The following is a 17,723-nucleotide window of genomic DNA, read 5'->3' as shown; positions in this document are numbered from 1 at the left end:
TTTAAAATGAAATCAGAATTAGTTAATACCGCCCCATTATTCTCATCAATTGAGCTTGGCCCTTTTACACTTAAAAACCGTATTGTGATGCCTCCTCTTACTCGCTCTCGCAGCACTCAGCCTGGCAATATTCCTAATGAATTAATGGCTGAGTATTACTCGCAGCGCGCATCGGCTGGTTTTATGGTTACCGAAGGCACACAAATAGAACCTCGTGGGCAAGGTTACGCTTGGACCCCAGGTATTCACTCGCAAGCACAAATTGAAGGCTGGAAAAAAGTAACACACGCGGTACACGCTAAAGGCGGTGTTATTTTTGCTCAGCTTTGGCATGTAGGGCGCGTATCGCACGCCACACTACAACCAAATTCAGGTAAACCGGTTGGTCCTTCAGACATTGCAGCTGACAATGTAAAAGTATTTATTGAAACCGCACCTGGTGAAGGCGCATTGGCTGACCCAAGTGAGCCTCGTGCGCTAACAACAACTGAAGTTGGCGAACTGGTAAACATGTATGCTCAAGCTGCACGCAATGCTCTAGAAGCTGGCTTTGATGGTGTGGAGCTTCATTGTGCTAACGGCTATTTAGTTAATCAGTTTATTTCTGAGCATACTAATAACCGTGACGATCAATACGGTGGAACGCTTAGTAATCGCCTGCGCTTTTTAAAAGAGATAGTTGAAGCGGTAAGTGACGTTGTAGGCGCAAACCGTTTAGGTGTACGCTTTGCTCCTTTATTTGAAAGCACAGATGAAACACGAGTGTATTTAGGGCTTGTTGAATCAAACCCTCATCACACTTATATCCAGGCCGTTAAAGTGCTTGAGCAAGCAGGTATTGCTTACTTATCGATTGCGGAAGCTGATTGGGATAACGCTCCCGATTTACCACAAGAATTTTATAAAGCAGTCCGAGCTGAATTTTCAGGGCGCATTATTTATGCAGGTAAATACACAGTAGAAAAAGCAGTGCGTATTTTAGGTGAAGGTTACGGTGACTTATTTGCATTTGGTCGCCCATTTATAGCTAACCCTGATTTACCAGAGCGTATAGCAAATAATTGGACGTTTAACGAAGCTGATGCAGCCACTATGTATGGCGGTACTGAAGTAGGTTATAGCGATTATCCTTTTTATCAAAAGTAATTAACCAGCAAAGCCAAGGAAGGCTTAATTACTAATTTAATAGCTATTTTTTGTGACACGACTAATCATTTTAATATATTAAAACGTTCCTATAATCGTCAAAAACTAGAGATTATGTCAAGAACCGTCAGTAAAATGTAAAAAGCTGTAAGCATAACTCCGTTTGCTGTTGTATGTCAGTTAACATTCAGTTTGAGCCGCTAGTATTGAACCCAGTTATGTAAAAACATAAACGAGGCAATACTATGAAACTTACTTTTTTACTACCTGCCCTGCTCGTCATTGGCGCAGTATCAGGCTCTGCGCTTGGAGCACAAAACGAGCGAGAGAATGATAAAAGCTTTAAACGCGATCACGACAAACGTGTTGAATATAAACGCGATGAACGCCGCCATGAAAAAAAGCAGCGTATTGAGCATAAAAAAGAAAAACGAGAAGACCGTAAGCAAGAAAAACGTAAACTTGCTAAGTACAAACAGGAAAAGCGTGAACAATACCGCTACAACCAGCGAAAATATAACTACTTAACAAGCCATCACAATTCAGTCGCTTACAGACAAAATCGATTTATAAACCATTTACCACGCAATAGCGCATCAATCAGATTTAATGGTATTTCGTTTACGTTTAACGACGGCCTTTATTACCGTAAAGCTAAAAGAGGCTACCATGTTGTTAAACCACCTAGAGGCCTGCGTATAAATACGCTTCCAAGAAATTACAGGCATTTTAAACACCATAATACGACTTACTACACTTATCAAAATGTGTACTACATTGCGGATAATGATGGTTATACGGTTGTTGATGAGCCATCAACTCGCCTTAATCAGGCAATAAAAGTGGGTAATGTGAATGACTATAGCTTGGGCCAAACTTACGACTCACTGCCTCAGGCTGCACAGGCCGTAATCATTAACTCACAGCAGTATTTTAAATACGGCGGTATTTATTTTTTACCGCAAATAAGTGGTGACGACATAAAATACCTTGCCATTAAGCTAGGTTAAACTCGCTATAAATTAAAAGGCCTTACTGTAAATAGTAGGGTCTTTTTCATTCCCCTCCGTAGGTAGTAATTTACAGCAATAAAATCAATTCTCTCTAAACATTAACATGTCTTAGTATTTGTAAGCTTTTTTGTTAAACTAGCTCGCATATTAATAGTGAGAGTGTATTTATGTCGGGTGAGTTTCCACGTGCTGGTTTTTGGCGCCGTTTTGCGTCGTTGGTCTACGATACGTTAGCCATTATTGCGTTTGCGATGTTAACTGTAGTGCTGTATTTATTTGCAGTACAGGGGCTTATTTCTCTCGATGTAATTAGTTTAAATGGCGCAGAGGATGTATCTGCATTTATTCAAAATTCAAATCTTCTTTCGGGTATTCGTACCGCTCTTTTAATTATTGTTAGCTTAGTATTTTTTGGCTACTTTTGGACTAAAAGCGGGCAAACCATTGGCATGCGTGCATGGCGTTTAAAAGTACAAACTCTTGAGGGTAATTTAATTAGCTGGCCGCAATCAATTATCCGCAGCGTTAGCGCTTTACTCGGTTTAGGTAATTTGGTGGTGTTAGTCGATTTTAAAAACAAAAAAGCACTGCAAGATTACATATCTAAAACAGAAGTTATTGCGCTTACTAAAGAAGAAAACAGACGTATTTATAGTGAGCTTGATTAATACCAGCTTTCCAAAACTGGTAATTAAAAAGCAAAAAGGGTGACCACTGGTCACCCTTTTTAATGCTTTGAATAGGTACTCTATACCCGTTTATTCATCAAATATGTCGCAAAGCCTATAAATATAATACTGGGTAATACCGCCCCTATAATGGCAGGTATTTGGTAAACCATAACTACAGGGCCAAATATTTCATTAGTTAAGTGAAACACGATCCCCGTTACAACACCCATAATAATACGTGCGCCCATAGTAACGGTACGCAGTGGGCCAAATATAAACGAGAGCGCCACCAGCAGCATTACCGCTACAGATACAGGCTGCATAAGCTTACGCCACAGAGCAAGCTCGTAGGTACTGGTGTCTTGTTCGTTTTGCTCTAAGTAAGTTAAATACGACCAAAGCCCAGTAAATGAAAGTGACTCTGGTTTTACCGAAACAACCCCTAACTTTTCAGCGGTCAATTGTGAAGGATAAAACTCTTCTGGTAGTTGCTCTGTTGTGGTTTTTTCGCTCGTAATAATAACCTTATTTACATCACGAAGTAGCCAGCCTTCTTTTCGGCTCAGTGCATCTTTTGCTTTAGTGATTTGGGTAAGCTCTAACGATTTGTCAAAGTGGTACATGTGTACCCCATTGAGCCTGCCGTTTTCGTCAACATCTTCAATATTAATAAAATTGCTGCCGTCTTTAGCCCATACACCTTTTTGTGTGTTAAATACATCGCCGCCATGTATTGCTTGGTTACGCATTTCTTTGGCGTGTAATTGCGCTTCAGGTGCACCCCATTCGCCAAGTGCCATCATGCATACAGCCATAAATATGGCCGTTTTCATCACAGAGCCAATTATTTGTAAGCGCGACATGCCAGCCGCTTGCATCACTACCAGCTCACTGTTTGAAGCAAGTGCCCCCAAACCCGTTAAGCCACCAATTAGCGCAGCCATCGGAAAAAACACCACTAAATCGCCAGGTATTGTGTAAAGCGTGTAAAGCATTGCGGTCATTAAATCGTAACTGCCACGCCCTACCGACTTTAGCTGGTCGATAAACTTAATTAAGGTGCTAATACCAACAAGTACCAACAATGCAAAGCCGGTAGTTTGTAAAATACTGCGGCCTAAATACCAATCAAGCGTTTTCATCATGAGCCTAACTCCCGCTTAGTTACAACGGCTTTAAGCCAAGCGCCCAGCGGTCGCCCTTTTATAATTAATAATCCACCTATAAACAAGGCACTTAAGTGAATCCACCACAAGCCGATTGAAGGCGGAATTTTGCCATCTTCAACTGCAAATTTAGCGGCATTTAGTAAAATAAAATAGCCTAAGTACAAGCTTATAGCAGGTACTAGTTTTGCAAATTTACCTTGACGAGGATTAACTACACTTAGCGGTACTGCCAGTAAGGTAAGTAGCGGAATTGATAACGGAATAGCGAGTCGCCATTGCCATTGAGCAATAGATTCTGGAGTATTAATGGCGAGTAACTGATTAGTAGGCACAGCCTCTAATTTACGGCGTTGGTGCTCTATTTCTTGTTCTCGTATTTGTACGCTGTAACCATCAAATTCTGTTAAGTTAAGTGCAGGCGTTGTGCCATCTGTTTCGTAACGTTTACCGTCTGTTAGTACGAGCTGTTGCTCACCATTTACGGCTTCAACCACAACACCTTGCTGTGCATATACTAAGCGCGCTAAGTTGCCTTTTTCGCTATCGGGTAACTGTGCAACAAATACCTTATTGAGCTCTTTGCCGCCCTTTTCAATATTATGAATAAACACCACGGCTTTTTCGTTACCGGTTTCTTGGAACCGCCCAGCTCTGAGTGCGGATAACCCCGCATCGGCTTTGGCTTGCTCTTTTAATTGATACTCTTGCTCGCTTGCCCACGGCGCTATATACATAGTCAGTGCTGCGGCTAATATAGCAAGCCCTACACTTGATATAAGCGTTACGCGCACAACATACCATTCACTTACGCCACAGGCTTTAAGTACGGTCATTTCGCTATCGGCGTAAATACGGCTGTAGGCTAAAATAATGCCTAAAAATATACTCAGCGGAAGTATTAGCGAGGCTAGTTGTGGAAGTTTTAGTGCAATCATCGATAACACTAATTTAGCAGGAATGCTGCCCTCAGAGGCATCACCTAAAATACCAACTAACTTTTGTGACAAAAATATTGTCATCAAAGTTAAAAATACGGCGACCTGCGATTTTAAAACCTCAGCGGTCAAATAACGGAAAATTAGCAATGCTCGCCCCTGTTAAACATGGAATTTCACTACGATAGTGAGAATTGAATAGTTAAATAGCTATTTTACCCAATTAATACCGGCAAATAGGCTATTATTATAAGCCATCAAAATTAATTATCCTACCTAAGTGCACGATATAATGTTGCATTAGTAGCCCTTAAGCATATAAAGTTCAATTACACAGTAAGAGTCTAACAAAATCAGCTAAAATAAGAATTATCCTTACATAAGTTACGTAGATAAGACTAGAAAATACTTTTTTAGCCCCAACTTAGTAACTTAAACGACTCAAAACCAGGAGTAACAATGGAATTTAACGTAAAAAGTGGTAGCCCAGAAAAACAGCGCAGCGCATGTATTGTGGTTGGCGTTTACGAGCCACGTAGGTTATCCCCCATTGGTGAACAACTCGATAAAATTAGTGATGGTTATATCTCTAATTTACTTCGCCGTGGCGATTTAGAAGGTAAGCCAGGCCAAGTTTTATTATTGCATCATGTACCTAATGTATTAAGCGAGCGCATATTGCTTGTTGGTTGTGGTAAAGAGCGTGAGCTTGATGATAAGCAATATAAACAAATCATTTCTAAAACTATTAATACCTTAAACGAAACGGGCTCTATGGAAGCAGTCTGCTTTTTAACAGAGCAACACGTTAAAGGTCGCGACACCTACTGGAAAGTACGTCAGGCAGTTGAGACAACGCAAGACTGCCTATATACGTTTAACCAACTGAAAAGTAAAAAAGTAGACCCTCGTCGTCCACTGCGTAAAATGGTGTTTAACGTACCAACACGACGCGAACTAACTATTGGCGAAAGCGCTATTGAGCATGGTTTAGCCATTGCAGCAGGTAGTAAGCTATGTAAAGACGTAGCTAATATGCCACCAAATATTTGTAATCCTGTGTACTTAGGTGAACAAGCACAAGAGCTGGCAACTGATTTTGACAACATCACTGTTGATCTTATTGGCGAAAAGCAAATGGCAGAACTTGGTATGAATTCTTACCTAGCTGTTGGCCGAGGTAGTGATAACGAATCGATTATGTCGATTATTAACTACAAAGGCGCCGCTGATGACCAAGCCCCTATTGTACTTGTTGGTAAAGGTCTAACGTTTGATTCAGGCGGTATTTCATTAAAACCAGGCGAAGGCATGGACGAAATGAAATACGACATGGGCGGAGCAGCAGGCGTTATTGGCGCAATGCGTGCACTTGCACAAATGCAATTGCCGATTAACGTTATTGGTGTTTTAGCGGGTTGTGAAAACATGCCTGGCTCAAATGCGTATCGTCCAGGTGATATTTTAACAACAATGTCAGGGCAAACAGTTGAAGTATTAAACACCGACGCTGAAGGCCGCTTAGTATTATGCGACGCACTAACATATGTTGAACGCTTTAATCCAGATACGGTTATTGACGTAGCAACGCTAACTGGCGCGTGTATTGTAGCCCTTGGCGCGCATGCTACTGGTTTACTATCAAACCATAACCCACTTGCGCACGATTTATTAAAAGCGTCTGAGCAAAGTGGCGACCGTGCATGGCAGTTACCGTTATGGGATGACTATCAAGATCAACTAGAAAGCCCATTTGCTGACTTTACGAACTTAGGTGGACGCTCTGCGGGCACTATTACTGCGGCATGTTTCTTATCTAAATTTACTAAAAAGTATAATTGGGCACATTTAGATGTTGCCGGTACAGCGTGGCGCAGTGGCGCTAAAAAAGGCGCAACGGGCCGTCCTGTTCCTATGCTTACTCAGTATTTATTAAACCGAGCAGGTGTAAGCGAAGCTACGCACGATTAATAATCTATTTAGCTATTTATAAGGCGCCATTTGGCGCCTTATTTATTTGTGTATTAATTGAAGCAAACCCCGTTATATGGCAAAATCTGCCTCTTAATTTATGTATATCAATTTGGTATACATTCAATGTCATGGGAAACCCCGATACAATGAACATGAACGCTAAATTTTTCGTTCTAAAGCAACAAGATGAGTCTAAAGCGAAGGCTGACGATCATTTTGCATTGGCAGCTCAAATTGCAGCCGATCAGTATCGAAATGGGCAGCGTGTGTTTATTTGTGTTAACGATAACGAAGCAGCCTGTGCCATTGATGAAATAATTTGGGCATTCGATCCAGATAGTTTTGTGCCACATAATTTACAAGGTGAAGGCCCTAAAGGCGGCGCACCTGTAGAAATTGGTATTACGCCACCTGTTGGCAATCGTAAAGTTTTAATTAACTTGGCTACTCAGTTACCGGATTACATTCGTCGGTTTAACCAAGTTTTTGATTTTGTCCCCGTAGAACCAGCTGCTAAGCAAGCAGCCCGCGAGCGTTTTAAAAAGCTACGCCAACTCGGTGCCAATCTCACCACGCAAGATATTAATAGCTAGCCAATCAGGCAAACTAACCAACTAATTTAAGTACTTATTTAAGGTTCTGTGTAATGGATAAAACCTACAATCCGCAAGATATTGAACAGTCGCTATATCAAGACTGGGAACAAAAAGGCTACTTTAAGCCATCTGGCCAAGGCGTACCATATTCAATTATGATCCCGCCGCCAAATGTCACTGGTAGCTTACACATGGGCCACGCCTTCCAAGATACAATAATGGATACCCTAACGCGTTTTAAACGTATGCAAGGTAACAACACATTATGGCAAGTAGGTACTGACCACGCAGGTATTGCAACGCAAATGTTGGTTGAGCGTAAACTGCATGCCGAAGAAGGCAAAACACGCCATGATTTAGGCCGCGAAGATTTTATTAATAAAATCTGGGAATGGAAAAAAGAATCTGGCGGCACTATCACTAAGCAACTTCGTCGCCTTGGCGCATCGGTTGATTGGGATCGTGAACGCTTTACCATGGACGATGGCCTATCTGAAGCCGTTAAAGAAGTGTTTGTACGCCTTCATAAAGAAAACCTAATTTACCGAGGCAAGCGCCTAGTAAACTGGGATCCAAAATTACACACGGCTATTTCTGATCTTGAAGTTGAAAATAAAGACAAGCAAGGCCACATGTGGAACTTACGTTACCCACTAGCTGATGGCGTTACAACACAAGACGGAAAAGACTACATAGTAGTAGCAACAACACGTCCTGAAACCATGCTTGGCGACTCGGGTGTTGCAGTAAACCCAGATGATGAGCGCTACACAGATTTAATCGGTAAAGAGATTTTATTACCCATCGTTAATCGTCGTATTAAAATTGTTGCTGACGAACATGCCGATAAAGATAAAGGCACGGGCTGTGTAAAAATAACCCCAGCGCACGACTTTAACGATAACGAAGTGGGCAAGCGTCATCAAATGCCGATGATCAACATTTTCGATAAAGACGCCGCTATTCTTACCCAAGGTGAAACATACACCTTTGACGGTAAAGAGCTTGAGTTTGATGCACCAATACCTGAGCGCCTACATGGACTTGATCGTTTTGCAGCGCGTAAAGCAATTGTGGCAGAATTTGAAGAACTAGGCCTACTAGAAAAAATTGAAGACCATGGTTTAACGGTTCCTTACGGCGATCGCTCTGGTGTGGTAATTGAGCCACTGCTTACCGACCAATGGTATGTACGTGTTGCACCACTTGCAGAACCTGCAAAAGACGCTGTTAAAAACGGCGACATTCAATTTGTACCTAAGCAATACGAAAACATGTACTTCTCGTGGATGAACGACGTACAAGATTGGTGTATTTCACGCCAGCTTTGGTGGGGTCACCGTATCCCAGCTTGGTACGACAGTGAAGGCAATGTATTTGTTGGTCGCGACGAAGCCGAAGTTCGCCGTGAAAACAACATTGCAGATAACGTAACGTTAAGCCAAGACGAAGACGTACTTGATACGTGGTTCTCGTCAGCACTTTGGACTTTCTCTACACAAGGTTGGCCTGAAAATACCGATGATTTAAAAACCTTCCACCCGTCTGACGTGCTGGTAACTGGTTTTGATATTATTTTCTTCTGGGTTGCGCGCATGATTATGATGACGCTGCACTTTGTGAAAGACGAAAATGGCAAACCACAAGTTCCGTTTAAAACCGTGTATGTAACGGGTCTGATACGTGATGACAATGGCGATAAAATGTCTAAGTCAAAAGGTAACGTTCTTGACCCACTAGACATGATTGACGGCATTGAACTTGAAGACCTAGTACAAAAGCGTACTGGTAACATGATGCAGCCAAAACTTGCCGCTAAAATCGAGAAAGATACGCGAAAAGTATTTGCAGGCGGTATTGAAGCACACGGCACCGACGCCCTTCGCTTTACACTTGCTGCAATGGCATCTACCGGTCGTGATATTAACTGGGACATGAACCGCCTTGAAGGTTACCGTAACTTCTGTAACAAATTATGGAACGCGAGCCGTTACGTATTAATGAATACAGAAGAGCAAGACTGTGGTTTTGCAAACGATGCACAAAAAGAGCTTTCATTAGCTGACCGCTGGATTTTAGGCCAATTTGAGTCAACAGTTAAAACGTACACTGAGCACCTTGATAACTACCGTTTTGACTTAGCTGCTAACACGCTTTACGAATTCACTTGGAACCAGTTCTGTGATTGGTACTTAGAGCTAACTAAGCCGGTATTATTTAAAGGTAATGAATCGCAGCAACGTGGTACACGTAATACACTTATTACCGTACTTGAAAGCTTACTACGTTTAATGCACCCAATGATGCCGTACATCACTGAAACTATTTGGCAACGTGTTGCACCTCTTGCAGGCCTTGAAACAACAAACACCAGCATTATGGTTCAGCCGTTCCCTGTATATAATGAAGCAAGCGTTGATGCTAAAGCGATGGACGACTTAGAGTGGGTTAAACAATTCATTTTAGCTATTCGTAACATTCGTGGTGAAATGGATATTAGCCCAAGTAAACCGCTTAGCGTATTACTTGCTAATGCATCAAGCGACGACGTGCGCCGCATTGAAGAAAACAAATCATTTTTAGCATCACTTGCAAAAATTGAAGAGTTTACAATGCTTGAAAACAAAGACGGGGCACCTGCATGTGCAACGTCTTATGTTGGCAACCTTGAGATCATGATCCCAATGGCAGGCTTAATTGATGTGGAAGCCGAGCTTTCGCGTATTAATAAGCAACTCGAAAAAGCAGAAAAAGGCCTAGCACAAGTGCAAAACAAACTCGCTAACGAAAAGTTTGTAAACAACGCACCTGAAGCCGTACTTGCTAAAGAAAATGCAAAACTGGCTGAGTTTAGCGATGCTAAAACTAAGTTACTTGAGCAAAAAACTAAAATAGAAAGCTTATAAGCTTTCATAAAATGCCTATTAACACTATTTAATAGGCATTAAAAAAGCCGCTCACTTTAATTAAAGTGAGCGGCTTTTTTGTGCCCAGAGCCTAAGCTCTAAGCATTTATACAAATATTAGAATTTGTAGTTGTATTGAGCGCCAATAAGTACTGCATTACCTTCTGATTCAAACTCAAATCCATCTTCTTCAAAGTTCTGAGTTTTACCACGGATAATACTTACGCCTAGATCTACGTTAGAGTTTTGATCAATTGTGTAGTTACCACCGAATGAAAGCCAGAAACGATCGGTATCTGGAATAGAGATCGACAGGTGATCTTGTGATACTGGAGACTGATCAAATGCTACACCAGCACGAAGTAATAAATCTTCGTTATATTGGTAATCTGAACCAACAGCGAAACGGTACGAATCAGAGAAGCTCTCATCTTTGTTAAATGCGCTAAACTTATCGCCTGTTGGAGCTGTTACTTGTGCTTCTAATGAATCAAAGCTACTCCAACCTGTCCATAAAATACTGTAATGAAGACCAAGTTTTTCATCTAATTGATGAGAACCTGAAAATTCAGCTATTGCAGGAAGTGTTATTTCAACAGAACCAGGTAATTCAGTTCCATTTAATCCACCAAAAGCTGTTGGTATTTGATTCGAATAATCACCTTCGAATGTAATATCTGTTTCTGTACGATAATTAAAACCAAAACGGCTGTTATCATCTAGCTGATACATTAAACCAACATTTAAAGCGTAACCTGTATCATCACCTTCCAAGTTCACAACTTCAGTGCTTGAAGCAAATGGTAAACCAGAGCCAGCATGACGCACAATTGTTGCATCAGCATAAATTACGTTTAAGCCAATACCATAGCTAAACTTTTCAGTAACTTTATAAGCAACGCTTGCATTTAAGTTAACGGTGAAGATTTCTGTTTTACCAGCAATCTGTCCTGCTGAGTAGTCATCGTCAAAGTCTGTTGATAAACCAAAGTTAGAAAATGCACCAAAACCAAGTGATACTTTATCGTTGTAAGGCATAGTAAAGTAAGCTGCTGGTACCACTGCACTTGGGGCAATGCTATCGTCATCTAATGTAGATTGATCAATACCAGTTGGCGCGCCTTCACCTTCTAAGCTTACATCTGGGATTACACCAATAGCAGCAACACTTAGTTGTTTATCTTTAAATAAAGTCATTAGTGCTGGGTTACGTGCAACTACAGACGCATCGTCTGCGATAGAAGCTTCACCAGCGTATGCACGGCCTAAACCCGATGCATTTTGCTCTGATAATTGAAACGCAGCTGCAAAGCTATCAGCTGAAACAAATGCAAGCGAAGCTGCAATAAGAGTTTTAGAAAATTTCATTGTTGAGTCCTTAACCAAACTGACTGTCTGGGTACTATGTGTGTTGTTATTAGGATTTGAAACTTTGCTACACTACCTTAATTTTTTGTAAAAAACTCTATGAATGCGTCAAAAAACAGCAAAAAACATGTTATTTAACGACATTTTAACAACTATTTAAAACTCATCGGATGAGAAATGTGTTATTAGAGCTAAAGCTCTAATTGTAATTAATTATCATTTAGATTGACTTGAAATATATAGCAAATTACACTCACTATAAAATCGCAAAGGAAGTAAAACTGTGATCATTTTATTTATTATTACAGGGCTAATATTTTGTGGGGCGAGTGTATTTTGCTTTTACAAAGCAAACTACTGTGCATGCACTCAAGCAGGACAATGCGATAACCCCGTAAACCATTATTGGCTTGGGGCAATGTTAAATGCGTTGATCTCTTTAGGACTGTGTTGTTTTGCATTGCACGTAGAGTTAGGTACTTTGCTATGGCTCACACTGATGGGAAGTTGTTTTTTGGGTGCGTTTATTTCTGCAAAACAAACTAAAAAAAGGCAATGCAGTAAAACTAGTTCAACAAATGCTCTTTTAGCAGGCGAGACAAATTAATCTGATAATCAAGAGGCTTAACACTCGCTAGTATTTTCAGCTCTTGGGTGTGCTCACTTAAATCTATGTCTTTAGGTGTAACATGATGATTGTGCTTAGCATTATAAAATAGTTTAATTTTAGGTTTTATAGGATTTAATACGTTCCCTTCAAGCACTAAGGCTAAACGTTCATTCGTTAATTTTACAATAGTCCCTACCGGATGGACCCCCAAGCATTTTATAAAGCGCTGAACTAACTCACCATCAAACAAGTGCTTATTGGCTAATAAGTAGCGTAATGCATTAATAGGCTCATCACCCTCTTGGTGCATTCTATCGGCTGTCATAGCATCGTACACATCTACAATTGCCATTATACGCGCCGGGCGACTTAACTTTTCAGCCTGCAGGCCTCGCGGATAACCAGAGCCATCTAAACGCTCATGATGATTTACTATCATATCGAGCATAAGGGGAGTTATACCCTTCTCACCTTTAACTAAACCTAAACCTTGGGCAACATGCTTTTTAATTGCTGCTAGCTCGTTATTACTTAGTTTAGTTGGCTTGGAAAATATACCCTGCGGTAATTTAGCTTGGCCTAAGTCATGAAGTAACGCCCCCATTGCAAGCTCTTGTACAACAGCCTTTTCATACCCTAAGTATTTAGCAAATACAGCAGTAAAAATGGCGCAGTTGATCATATGGCGCCAGTTATAGCTATGTTTGTCTTTTATACGAGTAAGAATAGTCATAGCGTTAGCATTACGAAAAACTGAGCTGACTATCTCGCTGGCAATTTCATCAAGCACTTTTATATTAACACTCAGGCCAGATGTTAAATCACCATATAATGATTGTAACTTTCGGCCATGCTGATCGTAATTTACAGTCGCTTTAGCAAACTCCTGTTCGATAGAAATAGCTATAGGTGTTTTTTCTACTTTTTTTTGGCTATTAGATGTTTTAGGTGCGCTTTGGGGCTTATATTTGGCAGGAACTGGCGCATCACCTTTAGTAAAATCTATAAGCAGCTCGAGCACCCCTTCAGACACTAAACGCTTAATAATAGATTTGTCGCGCACCAAGCCACTGGTCTTAATTTTTATGCTATTGATCCCCTCGTGTTGTTTAGTAACGCTATCAACGTACATACCAGGGGTGAGCTCAGACACAGGCAAAGTAATTAGCATAAAGGTGAGATTTTTTACATTTAAAGTAGATGTACCTTAAATAGCATTAATTAAGCTTAAAAGTCTAGTTTTTGAGTTGTAAGTAGTGATATATAACTACAAAGGATTACTTGCTGTATCACTCTTATTAGCTGTAGTGGTTAACCTTATTTTATGGATAATTAAAACCCTCTTCTATTTTCTTAATAACCTACAGCCACTTAGCACTTAAAAGGCTATTTGAGTATTATTTTTACGCTTTTAAACAAACTTAATTAACCTAATTTGAACATAATGTGGTTTTTCCTCGGTCTAAATATACACAACAGCTATAAAAATTTAAGAGCATCAACGTATATGACAAAATTAAACCACCCCGTATCAAACTTAAGTGTAGCGGCAATAAGCACCGTTTCTCCTTTGAGTCATATACTAAAAATAGCCGCTCCGCTGCTCGATAGCCTATTGGGCATCAATAAGCTGCGTGATATATACCTCTCTAATAATTTATCGGGTTTGGATAAACAAGAGTTTAGTGAAAAGCTGTTAAATGTATTAGGTATTAATGTGCTTGGTGCACAAGGTGTTATTAACAAAATACCAAAGCAAGGCCCTTGCATAGTGGTATGCAACCACCCTTACGGCATGATTGAGGGCGTAATTATTGCAAATTTACTCACCCATTATCGTAGCGATACAAAAGTAATGGCTAACGTGGGTTTAAAAATATTTAAAGAAATTAAAGACTATTTTATTTTTGCTAACCCACTAAAACCAAAAGCAGCCATTAATACCAGCGCAATTAAACAGTGTTTTAGTCATGTTAAAAATGATGGCTTACTTGTGGTTTTTCCTGCAGGAAGAGTGTCATTTTTTCAATCAGAAAAACAACGTGTAACTGACGGGCAATGGAATCGCTTAGCCGCTCAACTAGCTTTAAAAACACAAGCTCCTTTATTGCCTGTATTTATTAGCGGTCAGAATAGCTCAACCTTTTATAACTTGGGGCGTGTTTACTACCGATTTAGATTATTAATGCTAATACGCGAATTACTTAAAATTCAAAAAAGCTCTATTAGCTTAAGCGCTGGTAATTTACTTACACCCAAATTATTAAATAAGTTTGAAAAAACTGACGACATAAACGCACTTACACGCTTGCAGTGTTACTTAAACGATGAGCGCTTTGTAACGCCTTGGCAAGAGGATAACCAATCAACACAGCTCAAAGCTATTATGCAGGAAGTTGATAAAACAAAAATGAAAAATGAGCTTGCCAACTTGCCAAGCGAGCAGCACTTAGTCGACTTTAAAGGTTACTCAGTTTATTACGGCTACCAAGAGCAAATACCTAATTGCGTTACTGAAATAACACGCCTCAGAGAAATAACCTTTCGCACATTAAACGAAGGAAGTGGCGAGCTATGCGACACTGATAAGTTTGATGCGACTTACATGCATTTGTTTATTTTTGATCATAAAAATGAAGAAATTATTGGTGCTTATAGAATTGGACAAACCGATTTATTACAAAAAAATAGCGACGTGAGCGCTCTTTATTTATCGCAAATGTTTAACTTCGAACCTTCTTTTATTAATCAGCAACAGCCGTGCTTAGAAATGGGTCGATCGTTTATAGTTCAAAAACATCAGGGCAGTTACCATGGTTTATTACTGCTATTTAAAGGGATTGGTGCGTTTATGGCGCAAAATCCACGCTATAGGACTTTATATGGCACTGTTTCATTAAGTAAACTTTATGACCCTCGTTCTGTTGCAATTATTGACCATGCAATGGTTAATAATAAACAAGGTGTTAGCGCCAATACGCCTTTTAATAATAAGCTCCACCCAGAGTTTGAAGACTTTATTAATGACCACACGTTAAACATAGGCCATGTATCAGCATTGGTTATGGGAATAGAAGAAGATAAAAAAGACATACCGATTTTATTAAAGCAATACCATAAGCTAGGCGCTCAATTTCATTGCATGGGCATTGATAGCAACTTTAATCACACGCCAGGATTACTTTTAAGTGTGCACCTACCAAGTGCGCCTGAAAAGCTACTTAAGCTCTACCTTGGTGATAAAAAGGATGATTATATAAATCACTCATAATTTTTACCTGCTGTATTAATATAGCAGGTAAAAATTGAGCAAAAAAAGGCGACGCTATTAATTGCGTCGACTTTTTTAGTTATGTAACAGCTATAAAAATTTTTAGTTAAGCTGCAGCCACTTTTAAACAACCAATGCTACTAATGAGTTGAGACTGCTTATCAAAATAATTAAAACGTATAGTGTTACCAACTTTAATATGGCTAATACTGACCGTCATTGCATCTTCTCTTAGCATGTTTACGCCATATTGCCCTTGTTCGGCTTTACTGTAATGAAATGCTAAAAACTGCTCACTTTCAGGATGTCTTAAATCAATAAGTTGCTTAAATTGTTGTTTACGCTTTTGTGTCACCGTTTCAAGCTCAACACCTGATGACGTAGCAAGTGGTTCAACTTGGCAGTGGATTAACTGCTTTGCATCCCACCTAACAAAAACCACGTTATTGTTATTTATCGATAGTCCATCCGGAAAAATACACAACTTAAAAGGCGCGTAGCCCGATAAATCCATATTTTGTAACTGGTACAATGCAGGGGCTTTACTGCTCAGTAAATGAGGGATTAACAGACCTCTACTATGCTTTACCGCAGTTATATCAAATACACTTTGATAATCGTTTAATAATGCTAGTGTTTGCCCAAAATGCGATACCCCAAGCCAAGTACCTCCTCCTTGCGGATCAATGGGGAAAATTGCATTGCCCTGGTGCTTACTTGGAGCGATTGCCGTTTCTCGTGTTTTTTGCTCATCGCGATTAAAAAATAGCTCGTAGCCATCATCAGTTAAAAAGTAACTTAACGTGCACATTTTAATTTTGCATCGATTTTGGTTGTGCTGGCTGGCTATTTTCTCTTAAAAAGGTAGCTGTACTTGGTGCTAAACCAAAGCTTTGATCGAGCTGCGACTTTTGAGCAAAAGAAATTTGTGAAATCATCGCGTAATGGTGCACAGCGTGACTGCCTACAAAAATAAGCTCTCGCGCAAGTGATGTTGTTACTGTTTGTACATTTTTGCTTTTAATCGAAACTTCACTTGAAAGTGATAACGGTTTATTAAAATCATCTGGACTTAGCTGTTCAATCCACGTTGTTATTTCTGCAATTTTTTTTATTGCAGCAGTTGGAGAGTTTTCAATATCTCCTCCTCTTAAGCGGTAATCATAATCTACTTTTTGCGTGCTAAAGCCAGTCATTAAAGATTGATAATGATCGATAATATGTCGCATATGAGCTCCTGCCGAGCTAATAAAGTTAGGAGTAATGACTTGGGAATAGTCCTCTTTAGTTACACCTTCAAGATAAGCGTGTCCTTGAGCTAGTATCTCTAATTGACTATTTAACATTGAATCGGTCTTCCTCATTTATCACTAAATCTTATATGCAAAAAAGTACAACATGATTTTTGGATGCTAATTTTGCATTGTATAAATAACTAGAAAGCTGTTTTTAAAATTAACTTTCAAAGTTTTTGCAGTAAATGCATTTTTAAATACAAGAGTAATTAATAAGAAGCTAGGTAATATAGAGAGGATAATTAATACATATAAAAGCAAATGGCGCTCTCGGTAGGGATCGAACCTACAACTCAGCCTCCGGAGGGCCACGTGATATCCATTTCACCACGAGAGCACATTTGTTGCCGCCACACCAACTCGCGATATCAGTGCTTTAGCACCCGCAATGATAAAGAGATCTTTAAATAAATACCAGTAAGATCAGCTTATATGCTTATTAATTAAACTCTTTTAAATAAAACACTTCACAAAGGCTTAAAAACACGCTATTTATTCTTATTAGATAAGAAACAGTAACGGTTTAGTAACATTAAAATTATAATTGTCGCTGTGAGGATTAGTTTAATACGAGGAAAGAATGATGAGTTTAATGTCTACTGAGCAAGTCGCTGAGTTTTTAGGTGTAAAAGTAGAGCGTGTAAAACGCCTCTCTAGAGAAAGTTTATTAATTGCTAAATCTGAAGACGAGAATGGCGAACCACAATTTGATGCGGCCGAAGTAACAAAGTACAAAGAGCTCGCTGAACGCTTTGGTGGTTTGTAACTT

General features: G+C 39.7%; 15 protein-coding genes and 1 tRNA gene. 9 read left to right on the top strand and 7 right to left on the bottom strand.

The features are described from left to right. Window positions 1-6: 6 nt before the first annotated feature. From QT16_RS19470 to QT16_RS19460, 3 genes are all read left to right on the top strand, one after another. On the top strand, window positions 7-1,146 hold the full coding sequence (locus QT16_RS19470) for an alkene reductase (protein WP_039490286.1): 1,140 nt from the start codon (window positions 7-9) through the stop codon (window positions 1,144-1,146). A gap of 245 nt (window positions 1,147-1,391) precedes the next feature. Beyond that, the gene (locus QT16_RS19465; protein ID WP_039490284.1) at window positions 1,392-2,156 is read left to right on the top strand and encodes a DUF6515 family protein; all 765 of its coding nucleotides are present in this window, start codon (window positions 1,392-1,394) and stop codon (window positions 2,154-2,156) included. 170 nt (window positions 2,157-2,326) lie between these two features. Then, entirely contained in the window at window positions 2,327-2,827 is a 501-nt protein-coding gene (locus QT16_RS19460; protein WP_002962012.1) for an RDD family protein, read from the top strand. A gap of 80 nt (window positions 2,828-2,907) precedes the next feature. Here QT16_RS19460 and lptG read toward each other — a convergent pair whose 3' ends face one another. Both lptG and lptF read right to left on the bottom strand, forming a co-directional pair. After that, window positions 2,908-3,975, bottom strand: a complete 1,068-nt coding sequence (gene lptG / locus QT16_RS19455) for an LPS export ABC transporter permease LptG (RefSeq protein ID WP_024603537.1) — start codon at window positions 3,973-3,975, stop codon at window positions 2,908-2,910. Then, window positions 3,972-5,084, bottom strand: coding sequence for an LPS export ABC transporter permease LptF (lptF, locus tag QT16_RS19450; RefSeq protein WP_007587281.1), 1,113 nt, complete (start codon window positions 5,082-5,084; stop codon window positions 3,972-3,974). The genes lptG and lptF overlap by 4 nt, the downstream gene beginning before the upstream one ends. A gap of 309 nt (window positions 5,085-5,393) precedes the next feature. Here lptF and pepA point away from each other — a divergent pair, with 309 nt between their 5' ends. From pepA to QT16_RS19435, 3 genes are all read left to right on the top strand, one after another. Continuing rightward, window positions 5,394-6,905 (top strand): leucyl aminopeptidase, encoded by a 1,512-nt coding sequence (pepA, locus tag QT16_RS19445; protein WP_039490278.1) that lies wholly within the window; start codon window positions 5,394-5,396, stop codon window positions 6,903-6,905. A 149-nt stretch (window positions 6,906-7,054) separates the two neighbouring features. Continuing rightward, window positions 7,055-7,501, top strand: coding sequence for a DNA polymerase III subunit chi (locus QT16_RS19440; RefSeq protein ID WP_002962020.1), 447 nt, complete (start codon window positions 7,055-7,057; stop codon window positions 7,499-7,501). 53 nt (window positions 7,502-7,554) lie between these two features. Continuing rightward, on the top strand, window positions 7,555-10,410 hold the full coding sequence (locus tag QT16_RS19435) for a valine--tRNA ligase (protein WP_039490275.1): 2,856 nt from the start codon (window positions 7,555-7,557) through the stop codon (window positions 10,408-10,410). A gap of 117 nt (window positions 10,411-10,527) precedes the next feature. On the opposite strand, the gene QT16_RS19430 is transcribed toward QT16_RS19435, so the two are convergent. Next, window positions 10,528-11,778 carry an outer membrane protein transport protein gene (locus QT16_RS19430; protein ID WP_039490273.1) on the bottom strand — a complete coding sequence of 417 codons (1,251 nt, stop codon included), beginning with the start codon at window positions 11,776-11,778 and terminating at the stop codon, window positions 10,528-10,530. 283 nt (window positions 11,779-12,061) lie between these two features. Here QT16_RS19430 and QT16_RS21065 point away from each other — a divergent pair, with 283 nt between their 5' ends. Further along, window positions 12,062-12,385, top strand: coding sequence for a hypothetical protein (locus QT16_RS21065; RefSeq protein ID WP_076914930.1), 324 nt, complete (start codon window positions 12,062-12,064; stop codon window positions 12,383-12,385). Here the strand turns inward: QT16_RS21065 and QT16_RS19425 are convergent. Continuing rightward, window positions 12,345-13,559 (bottom strand): cyclic di-GMP phosphodiesterase, encoded by a 1,215-nt coding sequence (locus QT16_RS19425; protein ID WP_039490270.1) that lies wholly within the window; start codon window positions 13,557-13,559, stop codon window positions 12,345-12,347. The genes QT16_RS21065 and QT16_RS19425 overlap by 41 nt on opposite strands. 336 nt (window positions 13,560-13,895) lie before the next feature. On the opposite strand from QT16_RS19425, the gene QT16_RS19420 reads away from it, so the two are divergent. Further along, window positions 13,896-15,659 (top strand): bifunctional lysophospholipid acyltransferase family protein/GNAT family N-acetyltransferase, encoded by a 1,764-nt coding sequence (locus tag QT16_RS19420; RefSeq protein WP_039490268.1) that lies wholly within the window; start codon window positions 13,896-13,898, stop codon window positions 15,657-15,659. A 106-nt stretch (window positions 15,660-15,765) separates the two neighbouring features. Here QT16_RS19420 and QT16_RS19415 read toward each other — a convergent pair whose 3' ends face one another. The 3 genes from QT16_RS19415 to QT16_RS19405 all read right to left on the bottom strand — a co-directional run bounded on the left by QT16_RS19415 (window position 15,766) and on the right by QT16_RS19405 (window position 17,291). Continuing rightward, a complete protein-coding gene (locus QT16_RS19415; protein WP_039490265.1) occupies window positions 15,766-16,470 on the bottom strand; it encodes an NRDE family protein in 705 nt (234 codons plus the stop codon). A 1-nt stretch (window position 16,471) separates the two neighbouring features. After that, on the bottom strand, window positions 16,472-17,005 hold the full coding sequence (locus tag QT16_RS19410) for a DinB family protein (RefSeq protein WP_039490262.1): 534 nt from the start codon (window positions 17,003-17,005) through the stop codon (window positions 16,472-16,474). 211 nt (window positions 17,006-17,216) lie between these two features. Continuing rightward, window positions 17,217-17,291, bottom strand: a tRNA-Arg gene (locus tag QT16_RS19405). A gap of 246 nt (window positions 17,292-17,537) precedes the next feature. On the opposite strand from QT16_RS19405, the gene QT16_RS19400 reads away from it, so the two are divergent. Continuing rightward, window positions 17,538-17,720, top strand: coding sequence for a hypothetical protein (locus QT16_RS19400; protein WP_039490259.1), 183 nt, complete (start codon window positions 17,538-17,540; stop codon window positions 17,718-17,720). Window positions 17,721-17,723 lie beyond the last annotated feature (3 nt).

The organism is Pseudoalteromonas distincta, assembly GCF_000814675.1.
GTDB classification, from domain to species: domain Bacteria; phylum Pseudomonadota; class Gammaproteobacteria; order Enterobacterales; family Alteromonadaceae; genus Pseudoalteromonas; species Pseudoalteromonas distincta.
The sequence above is the reverse complement of the archived record's forward strand: the minus strand, read 5'-3'. Positions and strand labels throughout refer to the sequence as shown.